We start from the raw sequence: 17,278 nt of genomic DNA, 5'->3' as shown, positions 1-17,278 counted from the left end.
ACAAGCTATTTCATATATATAAATTTTATTCATTTTCTAGTTCATGTGTTTGCGTTTCCATGGTGGCTCGCTCCCGTTTCATGCGGTAGCGATAGCCAATGATTGCCACCACAAAGGCTATGCCCAAACAGGCTGCAACCATCAACAGCGTAGGTAAACCTTCCAAACTAGACACGGTTTTGGTTTGGGGTTGGTCTTCCAGTGCCACCAAGGTAGCTGTGGGCTTATCCACCACCCGTTCTCCTTGTACCAACAAGCGATGGGAGTTGACCCCATAGGGTGTGCAGGTGACCAGCGTGACCAAATCCTTGTCGGCTTGCACCTGCAAGTACTCTGTATTGGATGGTAGCACCACATAAATATTGGTAATCTCATAGGCGAACTCTTGGTCGAGAATCTCTAAGTAGAAGTAATCCCCCACCACCAACTCGTCTAAATTGGTGAATAAATCCGCAGATGGCAGGCCTGTGTGACCTGTCAGTACGGTGTGATTGCCCACATCTCCTGTAGGCAAGGCTGAGCCTTCTAAGTGGCCCACCCCTTTTTGCAAAACAGATTCATCGGTGCCATGGTAAACGGGAAGGATGATGTCCACCGCAGGGATTTCTAGGATGCCCATAATGCCATCCACTTGGTTCAATGCCGCCCAATAGGCTTCATCATCCCCGTCTATCTGGGCTTCTGCGTCTATAAAAGACTGCACATCACCAGACAAAGTGTCATTATACGCTCGCGCCGCTTCAAACTCTGCGGTGTAGTCTTCTTCATTTTTATTACTGTTTTCACTGACATAATTGTTGATAACATGAGAGGCACTCTGGGCGTACAACCAATTGCTAATGGTCGGGTAAAACATCAACCCGAGACCCATCAGAAATATCAAAGTACTGCCGGCGATAATCCAACCACGCTTCATACGCCACACCTCCTTTTATGGATTTTTAAACACACCTTTCTTCACAGACTCCCCAGCTGGGCGGCCAGAGGACGACCGCCCATAGGAGTCACTACAAGGAGGAGAAATAATCCTTGTTATCGTTGTTTTTTGCTTTGGCTTTTCATCAATACCCCAATGGCCATCAGCATCAAAAATCCGCCGCCCACTTGGAATATCATCTTGCCTGTGCCGCCAGTATATGGCAGGTAAATGGTTTTGCGATTCATGATGGTGGTGATGGAGACAAAGTCCATGGTGTTAATATCCTCACTGCCATCCTCTAAAGAAACAAGGCCTGTACCAGTGGAAGTATACGTGGGAGTGAAGGTGAAGGTAATTTCGTCCACCGCATTGTATCCCTCTGGGGCTTCCACTTCTCGCAGCACATAGGTTTGCGCGTCATTGAGACCATAAATTTGGAACTTCCCTGTCACCACAGAACCATCGTCTAAGGTGACGGCTTGGGTGGTGATATAGCCACCGTCAGCCACGGTCGCAACAGCGACATCGTAGCAGTAATGCACCACACCTGTGGTGGTGTCGATGCTGGCGATGGACAAAGGTACGGCGGTGCCATCTTCTAAAAATAGACCAAATCGAGCGCCAGCCAAACCAGCCAACTCTTCGTCTACCTTCACCACGTCCAAGGCGAAGGTATAGTGGAACACCGTGGCATCAGAGGTGCCAGTGTGGGTGTAATCGCTGGGGTTGTTGCTGTATTCTAAGGTAACGGTATTGGTGTCATGATCTGTAGCAGCCACAGCATCGGCATTGACAACCCCTGTGTAATACGTATACAAGGTGACCACAGAGTCGTCTGCTGCTTGCAATGACTTCACATCCACGGTGATGTTGAAAATTGCATCACCAGAAGGGTTATTGTCAATGGTCAAATAGTCACTGCTCAGTAAGGTGGTGCGCTCCAAATCGGTATACACCTTTACATCCCCATTGTAGGTAATGCCTTGGGACATCACGTCGCTCAATTTGTAGATATAATCGGCGTAATCTGCTGTGTTGACAGGCACGGTGGAGGTGATGAGAAATTCCACTGTGTCGCCCACGGCATGGTCACCCACCACATCCCACGCATTTTGGTCATCGTGGAAAATCTTCTTGGTGACGGTGGGGATGCTGTCTTTAATTTCGATGATGACGGTGGTTTCCACTTGGTTATTGACGATGGGAACAAAGGAACCACTGGAGTTCAGGCCTAAGCCAGCCACTGTGCTCTCTTGATTCATCACAAAGTAATACCCAGCGGTTAAGCCCTCAAGATAAGCGCTTTGGGTGCCATCGCCATTGTCTTGTGCTTGGCTGTGAGCGGTGCAGGTGATGCCGTCGCCACCAGTGTTATAAAAGCCATTGGTGTCTAAATAATAGCGAATCTGCGCCGCCAAGGTGTACATATTGTTGCTGTAGCTATTCATATATTTGCCAGCCAATTGGTTGTATTCATCGCTGGCCAATTCCTTTGCCGATTCAGTGGTATTTTCACTGTTCATCACGTCCAATTGGGCTTGGAAGTTATAAATTTCGCCACTGCCATCACCAGCAACCATGCTGTTGCCAGTGAAAAAGCCTTGAAAATCCTCTGCCACTGCATAAGAAGTGACGCTGTGTGCTGTAAAAATTTGGTAGGCATGGAACCAGTCACCTAAAATGCTGATGCCAGTGCTGTCACCGTTGTGTACGTGGATGGTATAGTTGCCTTCCTCGCCCACCTTATCTTCTAAGGTGACAGCCCCTACAGAAAGGGTGACCAACATGATTACAACGGCAATGATTGTCAATTGTTTTCCCATGGTTTTCATCATTGTTATATCTCCCTTTCTTTTTTCTTTCCTGCATAAGTGCTTAGCACGGCACCGCCGCAAAGAAGCAGCAACCCAGCGACATAATAGACTGTCGTGCCCTGTCCGCCTGTGCTAGGCAGCACATATACGTCCATATTGAGCAAGGTGAAGTCATTGTCTAACACGGTTAAATCGTAGCCATCGTCCACAATATCCACAGCATACAGCGTGACGCTGTAGCCTGCTTCTTGGGTGCTGTCGGTGACCACTTCAACAATCCAATAGTTCACATTGAATGGCAAGGTATAGCCATCAGGTGCCACTTGTTCTGTGATGCGATAGACACCGTCTAGTGGCAAATCTGTAAAGATCATTTGCCCTTGGGCATCGCTGGTATAGGTGGCGCTATAGGCCCCTTCTACCACCACGTGGGCATTCATGGAATAGACACGTTCCACCAAGAACTCTGCCCCTTCTAGACCCACGCCGTATTGGTTTTCTTTGGAGAGGGTGACGGTGGCCAAGGGGGCATCCATCAAGGTGTTCACCAGTTGTTTATCGGTGATGGTGGGTGCGTTTTCCATGGCGGTCACGGTAATGACCCCATAGGCATCCACGACGAGCACCCAATACCCAGTGGGTAGGATATAGCCTTCAGGTGCCACAGATTCTTTCATGTAATAGGTGCTCTCAGGCAACAAGCCCTCAAAGGTGACAAGGCCGTCAACACCACTGATTTGGCTGTCCAATGGGGTTTCCCATACGGTTTCATTCCCAGCAGGATCAGCGTCCACCAATACGAAGGTAGCGCCTGCCAAGGGGTTTGCCGCGCTGTCTACCTTGGTGAAGGAATAGGCGGTTTCTTGGGGCACTTCTTGCACATTGGTAAAGTGCAAGGCCGAAGCCTCTTGGTTGCCAGCGTTATCTAGCAAGGTGTAGGTGCAAGTGTTGGTGTAGGTGGTGACATAGGTGCCGTTGTCATCCATGGTGTGCTCTGCCAAAATGCTCAGCTCCACCAGATAACGGCTGGTGTCATAGGTCACCGCGCCAGTTTCCTCTGGAATCACTTCTTCTACATAGAAGGCATATTCACCAGAGTCTTCAAACACCAGTGGCTCAAAATAGGCCATGCCGCTGGTATTGGTGGTGGCAACGAGGGGGAAGTCGTAGAGCTCGCCCAACTGGGTTTCAGTGCGGTCGTCAGCTGGGGTCAAGGTAAACTGGAAGCTTTGGTCTGCTAAATCACCATTGGTAAAGGTTTTTGCCACTTCCAAACTAACATAGGTGGATTTTTCAGTCCAACCACCGTAGGCCCACATGTGCATTTCCATGTTACCAGAGTGGAAGTCAGCCACAATGGCGGTACCGTTTAGGTTGCCGCCTTCCCATGCGCCACTGGAATTGATGTTCCAGAATTCCGCGTTGGGTGCCACAATGTGACCTGCGATGTTAACACCTTCTGCATAGGTGACCAAGCGGTTGGTGGTGCCAGTTGTGACCACGTTTGGCAAGTTCCAAACGATGCGGTTGCCCACTTCGCTGTATTCGCCGCCGTGACCTTGCAGGGTTGCCAATTGCTCCCCATTGACTAAGGTTTCAGGGAATTGAGACACAGCCAAGCCTTGGTACACAGCAGGATTGATGGTGTTGCCCTCAAAGCTGATGATGGTAGGGGGCAACCAAGGGTTGACGAAGAAGTCATAATCTTCTGGCAAAATGATGTTCACCGTTTCTAAATGGGTGGCATCTTTGATGAGATAACTCTTGCCAGCTTCCAGTTCCAAATCGGTGACAGCGTCGTAAATCACGTTGACGGTGGTCTCCCCATCCAGAGCGCCTGTGGTCAGCAAGTTGAGGGATTCTGCTTGGATGCTGCTCCACATGGCTTCAAAATCGATAAAGTCATCGTTTTGATAGGTGTAGGTTTTTTCGTCTTGCATCACGCCCCACATATCATGGTTATCCACAACGCCCATGTTATTGGGGGATAAGAAGGATTCGCCAGTGCTGGAGAGGTGGATGTAGTTTTTGGTTTCCCAGTTTTCTGTCACCTCAGACACACTGATAAAACCAAGTCCGTCAATATTGGTTTCGCGGGTGTAGAAATGAGGTGGGGTAAAGTCAGCGTCTTCATTGTCAAAGCCATAGCCCAATTGCACGGCAGAGGTGTTGGCATTGGTGGTCAAGCTCACGGGCTGGCCTACATAAGAGGAAACCCCACGAGAATAATCAGAGGCCACCAAGTCGCTACCGTCATGGGTGGCACCTGTGTAGGCATCCCCTGTGCGATATGCGCTATACTGGGAAATAATGGGGCCAACGATGTGGGTGGCTTCAATGTCTTTGAGAGACACCACATTATAATTACTCAGCAGATATTGCAGTGAATAAGACCCATCTTCAGAGGCGTATGGATCGTCGCGGTTTAAGAATGTATCGTCGGTCAGGTTTTGCACCAAGGACACATCCCCAGAGGTATCGACCTCAAATTGGGTGACGGCGCCCTCTTGCATGGTCAGTGCATTCTCTTCAAGGACTACTCGTTCCGTGATATCGCTACTGCTAATTTCTAAAAACACAAAGGTGTCCACGAAATCGCCCCAAACGGTGCCATCGCCAGTTTCTACCAAAATGTTTTTCACTGTCACCGTGGTGCCAGCAGGGATGTTGCTAATGGAGCCAACCAAATCAGGCCAGCTACTTTGTTCCAAAGCCACAGCACGCTCTTCTGTGGTGCCGTTGGCAAAGGTCAATGTGACCAAGTATTGCTCTGTGTTTGTCAGTGTGTAGAAGCTATCCCCTGTGGATGTGCGGTTCAACGTCAGCTTCACTGTGTACATAGAGTCAGTACCGCTGGGCATAGTCACCTCCAAGTGACCACAGCCAGCGGTGATTTCCTCCATCCCATAAACAGTTTGGGATGTCAGTAAAGGATTGAACAGCATCATCGCTACCAAGAGGAAAGCGACGATGCGTCGTTGCACCAGACTATTGTATTGTTTGCCAGATTGTTTCAGCATACGCTTACCCAAGCCATCGCCTCCTTCCATATAAAGTAAGTTTATACCATTATTCTACCATTCGCATAGTACAACATACGAGCACATATCGGACACTATACGAGCATAATTTACAATTTATTCTGATTTTCGTAAAAAAATCCATACAAAACATCCAACGTTTTGTCATAATTTATCCAATTTTTAGCAATAATTTATAAACCACCAACAAAAAAAACACAGCCTGCAACCCATCGGCCTTGGCCGTGGTTGCAAACTGTGTATCTGTCATTTTGGCGAAAGGTGTATCTTTAGGCGCCCATTGCCCCCACTTTTCGCTCAATCAAGGGGATGATGCTCTCGCCCCAAGAGTACTGGCTCATATACTCCCCATTGTACTGGGACTTTGCCTTTTCCACCCCTGCCATCAGGTCGTAATAATCGCAATGCACCAAGGCTGGGTCGATGCTGTAGCAATTGCGCTTATACACGAAAATATCGCCCACTTCTAGCCGCTCTAGCTCCTCTCGCAAGGCACGGACGGTGCGCCGCACATAGGTTGAGGTGATGCCAGAATACTCCAAATGCTCCCACAGGGCCATCAGCACTTGGGGGCCATTGACCGTGCCGCCACGCTGTTGCACCAAAAATGCCAACAGCTCCTTGGCCTTGGCATTTTTAAACGCCACGGGCCGACCGTCCACCAGCAAATCGAAATTGCCAAAGGTTTTGATTTCTACACGGTCTTTAAACTCTTTACCCTGTTCTGCCTCTTTGCGGTGGGCTTTGGTTAAGCGCATCAGCAAGGCCACCGTTTCCCCCAACTCCTGCTGGTCATAGGGCTTGGACAGGTATGCGCGCCCCCCTAAGCGATAGGCATCACGGGCATAGTGGTCGTAGGCCGTGACAAACACCACCTCCACATTGGGGTAGATTTTGCGCAACTGATCTGCCAAGTCCAATCCGTTTTCTCCGCCCCCTAGCTCCACATCTAAAAAGGCACAATCTACTATGTGGCTCCGCGCATGGTCTAGCGCTTCCCCTGCTTTGAAAAAGCAAGTCAACGTTTGGATTTCAGGCCGATCTTTCATATCATAATAAAAATTCACGTGAGCACTGCGCTCATCGTCTACATAAATCGCATTCATACAATCTCCCCCTGTTCTTCCTCTTCATGTGGTTGTAAGGGCACGTGCATAATAATGCGAGTGCCATTGCCCGGCAGGCTATCCACCTCCATGTCGCCCCCCATAATACGGAGGCGGCGAGACAGATTTTGCAACCCCACTCCAGAACCTTTACATTTGGCTCTCATATCAAATCCACAACCGTTGTCGCTGACAATCATCTCAATGATTTTTCCATAACGCTGGGTTTGCACATAAATCACGCCATGGTTGACAAACTTATGCAACCCATGAATCACGGCATTTTCCACCACCGTTTGCAATGTCAGCGGTGGCAATAAAAAGTCCTCAAAAGACGCGTCCACCACCAGTGTATACTCCTCTTCATAGCGGAGGTTTAAAATATCTAAGTACAAATCCATCAAGGTCACTTCTTCTTTAAAGGGCACATAGTCAGACGCGTCCACCAGCTTGGTATAACGGCGCATATATTGGGACAGTAAATTCACAGCCCGATCTGCCTTAGCTGGCTCTTCTTTGCAATAGGCACTGATGGTGTTTAACGTGTTAAACAGGAAATGGGCGTTGATTTGCTGGTAAAGCGGCTTGCGCTCTAGCGCACGCTGTTGTTGCTCTAGGGCACGCTTTTCCACATCGTTTTTCACTTCATTTCTCACCAACAGCACATGGGCGAACAGCGCATACCCCACACAGGCCGCCGCCACAAACAGCCCCGTCAATTGGTCGGAGTCTCCAGTGTATAGATAATAGCAAATCTCCCCTATGGATGCCACGGGGAATATCATCATGGCATAGCTTATCCAGTCATAGGTTGTGGGCGTTTTCCGCCTTAGATTTTCTACCAAAATCCCAACTATATACACCACACAGCTAACGACAAAAATCCCTATTGTTACGCCTAACGTTTCAACCAAAGACACCTGCCAAATAAATTGCAATGCAAAGGACCCTAACAAATTGCCCCATGCAACCACGCCCAGCAGACGCAACCACCATGGTTTTTCATCCAATATGGTCATCACAAATTGATGGAACACCACAGGGATAATCCGCAAAATCATCATGGCCAACATAGACGACAAGGTGGCGTGGCCTGTCCACATGGTCAGCACATTGATTTCGCCACGCTTATGTCAAGCTATTACTAAAATATTTTACAACTTTTTTGAGTTTTTCGCTATGACTGGAGCAATCAAGCGAAAATGTACTTTTGAAAAGGAAGATATACGCAATTTTTATTCAGCAAAACTTTTGAACTTCCAAATTATTTCAACTTCCTTATTCGGATACACAAGAACTCGATCTACAAGTAGGTCAACAAGTTTTTGAGATAATGCCTTTTCATTCTTAATATCATTTGCAATGTTAATACGAGTATCGGTTTCCACGGCAGTCTTTCCAAGTCTGTCGGTTTTTTCTTTTATGGCAGAATAAGTTGACATTAAATCTACAAGTTTAGCATCAACAGCCTTTTTCTTTGTCTGATAGCGTTTTATGGTCAGTTCTTCTAAAATATATTGCTCATAAAGAGAGCGTTTCTCTTTGTGAAGTTCTTCCATTTGCGTTTCAAACATATTTTTCTTATCCAGTAATTTTTCAAGCTGTGATATGTCGGTAACATCTGCCACACCTAGTACAACTTCAGCTTGTTTCTTCATAACTGTAAAAACAATATTTTCAAGAACGCTGGCAGTAATGCCCATTCTGTCACATACGAAATCTTCTATTCCTTGACTAAATCTACAATGAAAAACAGGGTCTATGTTGTTTCTCTTTGCCATTCTATGCCCACAAGTACCACAATAAACTTTTTCCGTTAATAGATGTCCATTTGCTCTGCTTTTAGGTGTCCTTTGCTCAATAATCATAGCATTTGCTTTATCAAAAGTTTCCCTGTCGATGATAGCAGGATAATGGTCTGGAATCTTGTACCAAGAGCTTTCATCTTTCTTTTTGACACCACGACTACCTACTGACTTCACTTCACTTTTCCCCATGATATAAGTGCCAGTATAACGCTCATCACGAAGTTTATTCAATATCACCGTTTGTGTCCATAAGGCAGGCACTAACGGAAGTTTTGTATGTTTCTTTCCCTTGCTTGCCTTATATTCAGAGGGGGTAAGAACCTTTCTTTTATATAGCTCATTTTGAATACGAGTAGGGATATGACCTTCAAGGGTCATTTTAAACATCAGCCGAATTACATCAGCCGCTTCTTCGTCAATTACAATGTTTCTATCTTCATCTAGCATATAGCCATAGAACATATTGGTTGAAACATATTCGCCACGCTTCATTTTTGCGTGTCGTGCTGCCTTTGATTTCACAGACAGGTCTTTACTGTAATACTCACTGACTAGGTACTTAAAAGTAACGTCAATGCCACCTGTGTTATCACCATAGCTATTGCTATCAAAACGATCGGATACAGATATAAAGCGTGTGCCAAAGAGTGGAAATACCTTTTCAAAGAAATACCCCATTTCAAGCATATTGCGACTGAAACGGCTAAAGTCTTTGCAGAGGATACAAGCTATTTTATTTTCACGCACCATATTCAATAGCTCGGTGATTTTAGGTCTTTCAAGGTTGGTGCCGGAATAGCCATTGTCAATCATCTCTAGCACCTCACAATCTGCGTATTCAGGCAGATTTTCTAAATACTGGTGTAAAACTTTTCGCTGATTGTCGATACTTAAACTATCCGTTTTACTATCTTCAACAGATAAACGAATGTATAGTGCAATTTTTCGATTACTCATTTGCAAGTACCTCCTTTAGCAGAGGAAACGCATTTTCAAATTTAAAATTAAACTCGATGGAGTGCTTGTCCCACACTGTTATCTTTTCGATTAACTTATCTACCAGTTCGGCAGATAGGTTTTCTGTTTTACTGGCAGACTTCAAGTCTTTGTCTAAAGATTTAAGGTTATCAATCTGCTGTTGCAGTTCATTGATTTGTGCTTCGATTTCATAATATCGACCTCTTGCAACTTCAATTTTTTCCTCATATCCATTCTTTAGCACCTTGTATTCCTCAATATCTAAAATGCCGTTTGCAAGGTTTTCATAAAGACTTTTTAGATATTTTCTATACTTATCAATATCTTTTGCAAGAAAAGAATGTTCCTCTTTTTGAGAGCCTATTTTTCTATCAATGGCATTTTTTTGTTGTTGATATGCAAAGCTCATACCAAAGATAGCAATGGATTCTTTATTTAAAACTGTCAGAATAACTTGTTTTAGGTGTTCTTCCATAAGTCTGCCTTCGCCTACACAATATGTCTTATGGATACGATAGTTGGAGATACATTTAAAATAATATTTTCCCGTACCACGCAAGCCTGAGCTTTTCTGTCTGTGTAGATTTTTACCGCAATGTCCACAAAAGATTTTGCCTTTAAATATATTTTCAGACCAGTTCCCTTTATATTCTATTGACATTTTACTTCTAACAGCTTGCACCTTATCAAATAATTCTTGGGAGATAATCGCTTCGTGGGTATTTTCTACCTTTACCCATTCCGATTTATCTTTTTGGGTTTGCTTGCGATTAAAAGATGAACTTCGACCTTGTACCAAATGTCCTAAGTAGGTTTCGGCTTTAAGCATTACATTTATAGTGCGAGTTTGCCACGCTTCACCGTAAACTTGACTTGAAGTATAGCCAGCTAAATGTGCATATTTAGCAGGGGTAAAAACACCTTCTTCATTTAGTGTCAAGCATATAGTAGTTACACCGATACCCTCACTTGCCATTTGAAATATACGCTTGACCACAGGTGCAGTATCATCATTGATAATGAGTTTATGACAATCGCTAGGGTCTTTTTTATAACCATAGGGAGGTCTTGCACCAACGAATTGACCATCTTTTATAGCTTGTTCTTGCTGTGCCTTTATCTTCTTGCCAATATCCATTGAGTAGGCTTCATTTATCATATTTTTCAGACTAAGCATAAGACCATCTGTACCCTCTAAACCATTGGCACTGTCAAAGTCATCTGTAACAGCAATAAAACGCACGTTATGGAGTGGAAAATACTTTTCTATGTAATACCCTGTATCAATGGAATTACGTCCCATGCGTGATAAATCCTTACACACAACGCAGTCTATTTTGCCTTGCTCAATATCCTCTAACATACGCTTAAATTCCACACGATCAAAGTGTCTGCCTGTTGTACCATTATCGGTGTAGTAATCTGTTATTTCAAGGTCAGGAGCAGTGTCGATATAGGTTTCAATAATCTGTCTTTGTGTATCAACAGAGCAGCTTCTACCTTTGCCATCTTCTTCGGATAGTCTGATGTAAACAGCAGTTTTTAAAACATTGCTTTTTACATCAATTTTCGCTACTGTATTTTTTCTGCTTTTTCGTGCCATTTAAACAGCCTCCTTTTGTAATTTTTGATTGATAAGTTTCATGATATTTTCATATTCGTTTTCGTAACGATACTGAATGTGTATGCTTCTTTCTTCTCCAAAATGTAGGGTGACAGAGTGGAGTAGAGCGACAACGGCTCGTCTTGATAAGATTTGCATATCGCTAAATTCTTTAAAATGTTCCGTCCAACGAAGTTTATCTTCAGCAGTTAGTTTTTCGTGTTCATACTTGGAAATTAAAAGTGCCTTGGCATTTTTAAGCCTGAACAGTTCGCTATCATATTCTTTCTTGTAGGTGTTATATTCTGATTTTGATAGAAGTTCAGACACCAAACTTTCATATAACTTCACTTTATACGTTGTAATTTTTTGAATCTGTTTATCCACATCATTTATCTGTGTCAGAAACTTATCCGTAATCTGTTTGGCAACTTTTTTTGTCCCTAAGATTTCCAGTAACGAGTCCAAATCCACTACATTTGCAATGTGGGTTTTCATACTGGTGGCAATACAATTTATGATGTCATCTTCCTTAATCATCTTTGCTGTACAACCATTTTTCTTCCCTGTGGGGCAATAGTAGTAGAAATACTTCTTATCCTTGTAGGGAACGATTTTGCGAGTCATACGACCTCCACAGCACCCACAGATAAGCACTCCTGCAAAGAGGTGAACGCTGTCCTCGTTAGGTGCAGTTCGAGTGTCAATGTTCATTAGTTTTTGCACAAGGTCAAAATCTTGCCTTGAAATAATAAGCTCGTGAGCATCATAGGTGATTGCCCACTCATCTTTAGGTTTATGCTTTTTGTCCTTCAATTTATAATTGAAAGTGGTTTGTTTACCTTGCATTAAAACCCCTGTGTAGGTTTCATCTTTTAAAATGCGAATGATGGTAGTCGCACTCCACATACTGGTGTCCTTATCGGCAAAGCCACCTTTTGGTGTTGGTAGACCTCTATCTTTTTTATAGGCTAGGGGTGATAACACACCTTGGTTGTTGAGTGTTTCGGCAATCTTGGCGGCACTCATTCCGTCCTTCTTGTACTTGAAAATATCTTTGATAATTTCACTGGCATAGGGATCGGGAATGAGTTGGTTTTTGTTTTCGCCACTTTTCAAATATCCATATACAGGGCAAGCACCAACAAACTCGCCATTGGCACGTTTTGACTTCAATGCACTTCTTGTCTTTTTAGAAATATCTCGGCTATATGCGTCGTTTAGCAATGTCTTTAGGGTAACTCCCAGTTCTTCGGATAGGTTATTTTCATTGATGGTATCTATCCCATCAGAAACAGCTATAAACCGAACTCCGTACTTAGGGAATACCTCTCTTAAATAACGCCCAGTATCAATGAACTCACGTCCCAAGCGGCTTAAATCTTTGCAGATGACACAATTAATCTTCTCAGCTAAAATATCCCTCATAAGTTCATTGAAAGCAGGGCGGTCATACACCAAGCCTGTGACACCATCATCGAGGTGTTCACAGATGATTTGAATATCACTATTTTTCGCAACAAAATCTTGTAGAAATTTTCGCTGATTTCCCAAACTTTCGCTTTCGCCAGTTCGCTCATCGCTATTAGAAATACGCATATACAATGCGGCTTTATAAATTTTTGACATAAAAAATCACTCCTTATAATTTTACGGACTTTCCCTGTAAAATATAAAGAGTGATAGCTTGCCTTATATAACGATAGCTCAAAAGCAATCGTAGTTATTCTTTTTCCAATAAGACTATACCACGTTAAAGCGAGAAAGTCAAGTATGCTCCACAATATAATTTTTACAACAAAATGCCAGCAAGACATTCTTCCAAGCTAAGTCCGTTTTTAGCAAAACTAATCTTAACTTGATATTTTCCACACATAAAATTGTTTGGGTCACGAATTTGTGTCACATATTCTTCAATTCGTTTTTCTTTTGGTAGTGACGTATCAATTTTTACATCGTTAATGTCTACTAAATTTTTTGTTTCTTTCATGGTAAGTACCTCCTTTATCTTTTAAATGAAACACATTTGCCTACAAGATTAAACTTATAGGCAAAAATCTTGCATTTATATTGCAGTTAGGTGATGGGAGAAAATACCCATCACCATAACCGCTCCTTTGTTTTGAATGCTTTTTATTTGTTGTATTGTATTCTAAGATAGCAGGACTATCTCATGGCTCGATTCCCAATACCGGAATATTCAAGTGATGATAGGTAAATCCCATAGATCCACCGATAGGTGTTAATGACAGGTGACTAGGCTGTCCACCATATTCGCAGAAATCCCCTTTGACCGTGGGACACGGTTTGATGGTCTGCTTTAACTAAGACTTATCGCTCGCACCTTAGAAAATAGTTCTTGTTTACAGGGAATATCCTTGCAGGAGGTCTTGGCGGTCTTAAACCTAAAATTTTAAAGCAGAAACTTGAATACTGATATTAAATTTTCAAGGAACAGCAGAGGGGTGAAAATATATCCCTCTACTATATAGGACTGAAACAGGGTGAAAGTTAGGGCGGTTTACAAATCTTTTTTCAAGTTATTTAATTTTGCTATTACTTTGTCTACCGATTCCTTAACTGACACTTTTGAGCAATTCTCCATTTTGGCAATCTCAGTGAGAGAATACCCCATAACACGATGAAGATTAAATCTTCTTTGCTGCGTTTCGGTACAGGTTGCAATCACTGCTTGTGCCTGTTTCAAATCATGCTGATGAGCCAGCTTTTCAGGGATTGAAACGGTATGTAATCTGTTTGGTAACATATATTCCTCTATAAATTCTTCATCGGTTCTGTGCCTTTGGTATTCCTTTTTGATACGCTTGTTGTATCTTCTTTCTTCCTCGAAAAGTTCGTGAATTTCCAAAGTTACCTCGATGAACACATATTTGCCAGTGCTGTCTTTAACCTTTACATAAAATGACATAAAAATGCCCTCCTTTAAATTTTTGAAAGTCGTTAAACATTCAAAAACAAAGGAGGCGCTCTTATATTGTAGTAATAGCTTGTATTTTTAGTTTTGGTGATAAAATGAAAAATGCCGAAAACAGTACAAACCATGTTTTCGGCATTTTTATTGCATATTAAATTAAGGTCATTGCTATTTTTTTGAACAGTGCAAATTCTTATCAAAAATCATTATACCGTCCCCTTATAAACGTCAACCAAAAAGTGAGCCGCTCGCTCATGAAAAAGTGAGCCACTTGCGCTCATGAAAAAGTGAGCCACTCGCTCACGAATATTCAGCCATTGCCAGGGTCTGCTTCAAACGAAAAGAATCACCATTCATATCAAGCACATGGGACTGGAAGGTCAGCCTGTCAATGAGAGCCGCCACCATGGTGGTGTTTTCAAATAGCTCTGGCCATCTGGAGAACGGCAGATTCGTTGTCACAATGGTACTGCGTTTCTCGCTACGGTCAGAGATGACTTTAAACAGCAGTTCAGATTGGTGGCGGTTAAAGCTGAGGTAACTCAGCTCGTCCAAGATGAGCAAATCAGCACGGGCTAGATTGCGCTCCAACTTGCCCAAAGAGTAGTTGTCTCGGGCCTCACACAGCTCCGTAGAGAGTGTTGCGGCGTTCTTAAACAGAACGCTGTGGCCCGCGTAGCAGGCCTTCAGCCCCAGTGCAATGGACAAGTGGGTCTTGCCTCGGCCGGGATTGCCAATCATCACCACGTTTTGCCGTCTGTTCACAAAATCACAGGAGGCTAGTTCCTGCAAAAATATTGGCGAAACCGCTTCGTTGAGTTGGGTCATATCAAACTCGTCCAATGTTTTCAAATACGGAAAATTTGCCGCTTTAAGCCGCTTTTTCATTTGATTTTCTTGCCTAGAAGCCAATTCGGCCTGCATCAATTCCAATAGTAAATCAGCAAAAGTGGCACTGGAATCCACCTGTCTGAGCACTTGCTGGTAGTCAGCAAACATAGGCAGACGCAGCTGCTTTGCGTATAATTTCACCTGTTCCTCCGTCACATTCATACTCTCACACCTCCAAAAAGAACGTCATAGCCTGCCAAATTCACGTTTTGGACAACCACAGTGTCTGCAATTTTAGGGGGCGGTGGCGTGACCACGGAGACGCCTTGCATCACGGTGTCAAACCCCTCATCAAGACAGCGATATAGCAATTCCACAATCTGTTTTGGCTTCAAATTTTGCTTCTGCAACCACGCTAAAAACACTGGTGGAACGGTGTCACGCACTGGCTTTGCTTGGAAGATAGCACGGCCTTTTCGTTCCAAAAGCGGCAAGTAATGCTGTAAATCATACACGTTTTGCTTGTGCCCAAGGCAGCGTGGATGGGTGGCAATCAGCTTGTTTTGGCTGTAGATTTCCACCTGTTCAGGCAGTGCTTTTACCGTCACTTCTTTGCCACAATAGGTCACAGGCACGGAATAGTTATTGGTGTCGAAGCGCACGGTACTAAATCGGTCTACTCGCCCGTGGGCACGTTTGGCAGGGTCAAAACGGTAGATGGGCAAGGGATTGAGTGCAGCTTTTTCCACTTCGAATTCTTCCCTAACAGTGCCGTTTTTGCCACGAATGGTGTGTTTTAGGTACTGTTCACAACGCTTTTGTAGCAAATCGTTCAGCTCGTCCATGCTGTCCACTTTGGGTAGTGGCACGCAGAAATTGCGTCGTGAGAAGCCTACCAAACCCTCTACTAGCCCTTTTTCATTGCCAGAGGCAGGATTGCAGAATACAGTCTCAAAACCGTAGTGCGCTGCCAACATAGCATAGCTGTCCTGCGTTTTGGCGTGGGCGCCAAATCCGTCTTTTACGGCAATTTTGGCGTTGTCAAAGATGACACGCCGTGGCGCGCCGCCGAAGTAGTCAAAGGTGCGCACCTGTGCCTCTAAAAAGCTCTCGCTGTTTTGTCTGCGGTAGGCCACCACAAATGGGGCGTCGCTGTAGCAAAGGCGTGCGCAGAAAATATTGACTTTCGTTTTCACATCAGCCAACCGAATGGTTGCCTCACCCCAGTCCACTTGCACTGCATCCCCAGGGTCAAAGGCCAGTGGCACGAAGGCCTCAGGCGTACTGCCACGCAGTTCTTGGACATAGCGTCGCACGGTGGATTCGCCACCTGTAAAACTCTGCTCTTCCACTAGACGGTCGTAGATCCGCTTGGCGGTGTGAGATTGCTTCTTGAGACGATTTTCCTCATCCTCATCCAAGCATTGCTGGATGAAGTTCTTTACGCCCTCCGTGAGCACGCTGGTTGGGCGCTGATACTCCTTGCGCACCCACGGCACGGCTTCACCCTCCCAGTACTTTTTCACCGTATTGCGAGAGATGCCCAGTTGGACTGCAATGCTCCGCTGGCTACGCCCCTGCTGGCGTAATTGTCGCACTTCTTTGTAAATGTTCACTGTGATTACCACCTTTATTTTCCCCCGTTCCTAGCTTACTGCTAGTATACAGGGTTATTTCAAGTGGCTCAAATTTTCATGAGCGAAAGGGGGCTAGGTGGCTCACTTTTATATTAGCATTTATACCCCTTACTATCTCTGCTACTTAATCATTTTATTGATTAAATATTACTATAAAAAAGCTATATTTTATAATAGTAAGGACGGAATCGGTAATAATAAGGACGAAATCTCTAAAACTATGTCGATTTATTGAAAATATCTGCTCTATAAGGCGAGGGTAGATAAGACAAAGGTTATGAGTAGTAGCAAGGTGATTACCGGGGCAAGGATAATCATTAAAACTGTTTTTCGTTTTTTCTCATCTACAGCAACATCTATTGCTATTTTGGATAAGATTTTTGCGAGTGCAGGGTTTGGCATGATATATTAACTCCTTTCAATTAGAAAATGCCTACTGTGGTTTCACAGCAGGCATTTTCTTTATATTTAAAATTCACCTTGCTTTTTTAAGAACATCAGTATAGTAATTACAACAACTGAAATAATCAACGGATATACTTCTAATAAAATATAGTAATATACAGGAAAGCTCGTAAGTGTTGTTGAATATTTGTAAAGTGCAAT

Annotated in this window: 13 protein-coding genes; all 13 read right to left on the bottom strand. The window is 44.0% G+C overall.

The features are described from left to right. Positions 1-25: 25 nt before the first annotated feature. Positions 26-916 carry a class C sortase gene (locus tag RFF05_RS14880; RefSeq protein ID WP_409967813.1) on the bottom strand — a complete coding sequence of 297 codons (891 nt, stop codon included), beginning with the start codon at positions 914-916 and terminating at the stop codon, positions 26-28. Between the two features lie 116 nt (positions 917-1,032). Beyond that, a complete protein-coding gene (locus RFF05_RS14875) occupies positions 1,033-2,754 on the bottom strand; it encodes an isopeptide-forming domain-containing fimbrial protein (protein WP_409967812.1) in 1,722 nt (573 codons plus the stop codon). Positions 2,755-2,756: 2 nt separating this feature from the next. Next, positions 2,757-5,753, bottom strand: coding sequence for a SpaA isopeptide-forming pilin-related protein (locus RFF05_RS14870; RefSeq protein ID WP_409967811.1), 2,997 nt, complete (start codon positions 5,751-5,753; stop codon positions 2,757-2,759). Between the two features lie 290 nt (positions 5,754-6,043). Beyond that, positions 6,044-6,880 (bottom strand): response regulator, encoded by an 837-nt coding sequence (locus tag RFF05_RS14865; protein ID WP_409967810.1) that lies wholly within the window; start codon positions 6,878-6,880, stop codon positions 6,044-6,046. Continuing rightward, positions 6,877-7,983: a sensor histidine kinase gene (locus RFF05_RS14860; protein WP_409970125.1), complete on the bottom strand. Its 1,107-nt coding sequence runs from the start codon at positions 7,981-7,983 to the stop codon at positions 6,877-6,879. Before RFF05_RS14860 ends, RFF05_RS14865 begins: the two co-directional genes overlap by 4 nt. Positions 7,984-8,115: 132 nt before the next feature. After that, positions 8,116-9,645 carry a recombinase family protein gene (locus tag RFF05_RS14855; protein WP_409967809.1) on the bottom strand — a complete coding sequence of 510 codons (1,530 nt, stop codon included), beginning with the start codon at positions 9,643-9,645 and terminating at the stop codon, positions 8,116-8,118. Further along, positions 9,638-11,269 (bottom strand): recombinase family protein, encoded by a 1,632-nt coding sequence (locus RFF05_RS14850; protein ID WP_409967808.1) that lies wholly within the window; start codon positions 11,267-11,269, stop codon positions 9,638-9,640. The genes RFF05_RS14855 and RFF05_RS14850 overlap by 8 nt, the downstream gene beginning before the upstream one ends. Beyond that, complete coding sequence (locus RFF05_RS14845) at positions 11,270-12,898, bottom strand: recombinase family protein (protein WP_409967807.1); 1,629 nt, start codon at positions 12,896-12,898, stop codon at positions 11,270-11,272. It abuts the gene before it with no gap. 163 nt (positions 12,899-13,061) lie between these two features. Beyond that, on the bottom strand, positions 13,062-13,259 hold the full coding sequence (locus RFF05_RS14840) for a DUF6870 family protein (protein WP_409967806.1): 198 nt from the start codon (positions 13,257-13,259) through the stop codon (positions 13,062-13,064). Between the two features lie 531 nt (positions 13,260-13,790). Next, positions 13,791-14,198, bottom strand: a complete 408-nt coding sequence (locus RFF05_RS14835; RefSeq protein ID WP_409967805.1) for a hypothetical protein — start codon at positions 14,196-14,198, stop codon at positions 13,791-13,793. 306 nt (positions 14,199-14,504) lie between these two features. Beyond that, positions 14,505-15,257, bottom strand: a complete 753-nt coding sequence (gene istB, locus RFF05_RS14830) for an IS21-like element helper ATPase IstB (protein WP_409967179.1) — start codon at positions 15,255-15,257, stop codon at positions 14,505-14,507. After that, a complete protein-coding gene (istA, locus tag RFF05_RS14825) occupies positions 15,254-16,651 on the bottom strand; it encodes an IS21 family transposase (protein WP_409967180.1) in 1,398 nt (465 codons plus the stop codon). The genes istB and istA overlap by 4 nt, the downstream gene beginning before the upstream one ends. Before the next feature lie 267 nt (positions 16,652-16,918). Continuing rightward, on the bottom strand, positions 16,919-17,074 hold the full coding sequence (locus RFF05_RS14820) for a hypothetical protein (protein ID WP_409967804.1): 156 nt from the start codon (positions 17,072-17,074) through the stop codon (positions 16,919-16,921). Between the last annotated feature and the right edge of the window lie 204 nt (positions 17,075-17,278).

The sequence above is a fragment of the Bengtsoniella intestinalis genome (genome assembly GCF_039719005.1).
Classification (GTDB): Bacteria; Bacillota; Clostridia; order Oscillospirales; family Oscillospiraceae; genus Oscillibacter; species Oscillibacter intestinalis.
Note: the sequence above shows the minus strand (reverse complement) of the source record. Positions and strands in the feature narration are given on the sequence as shown.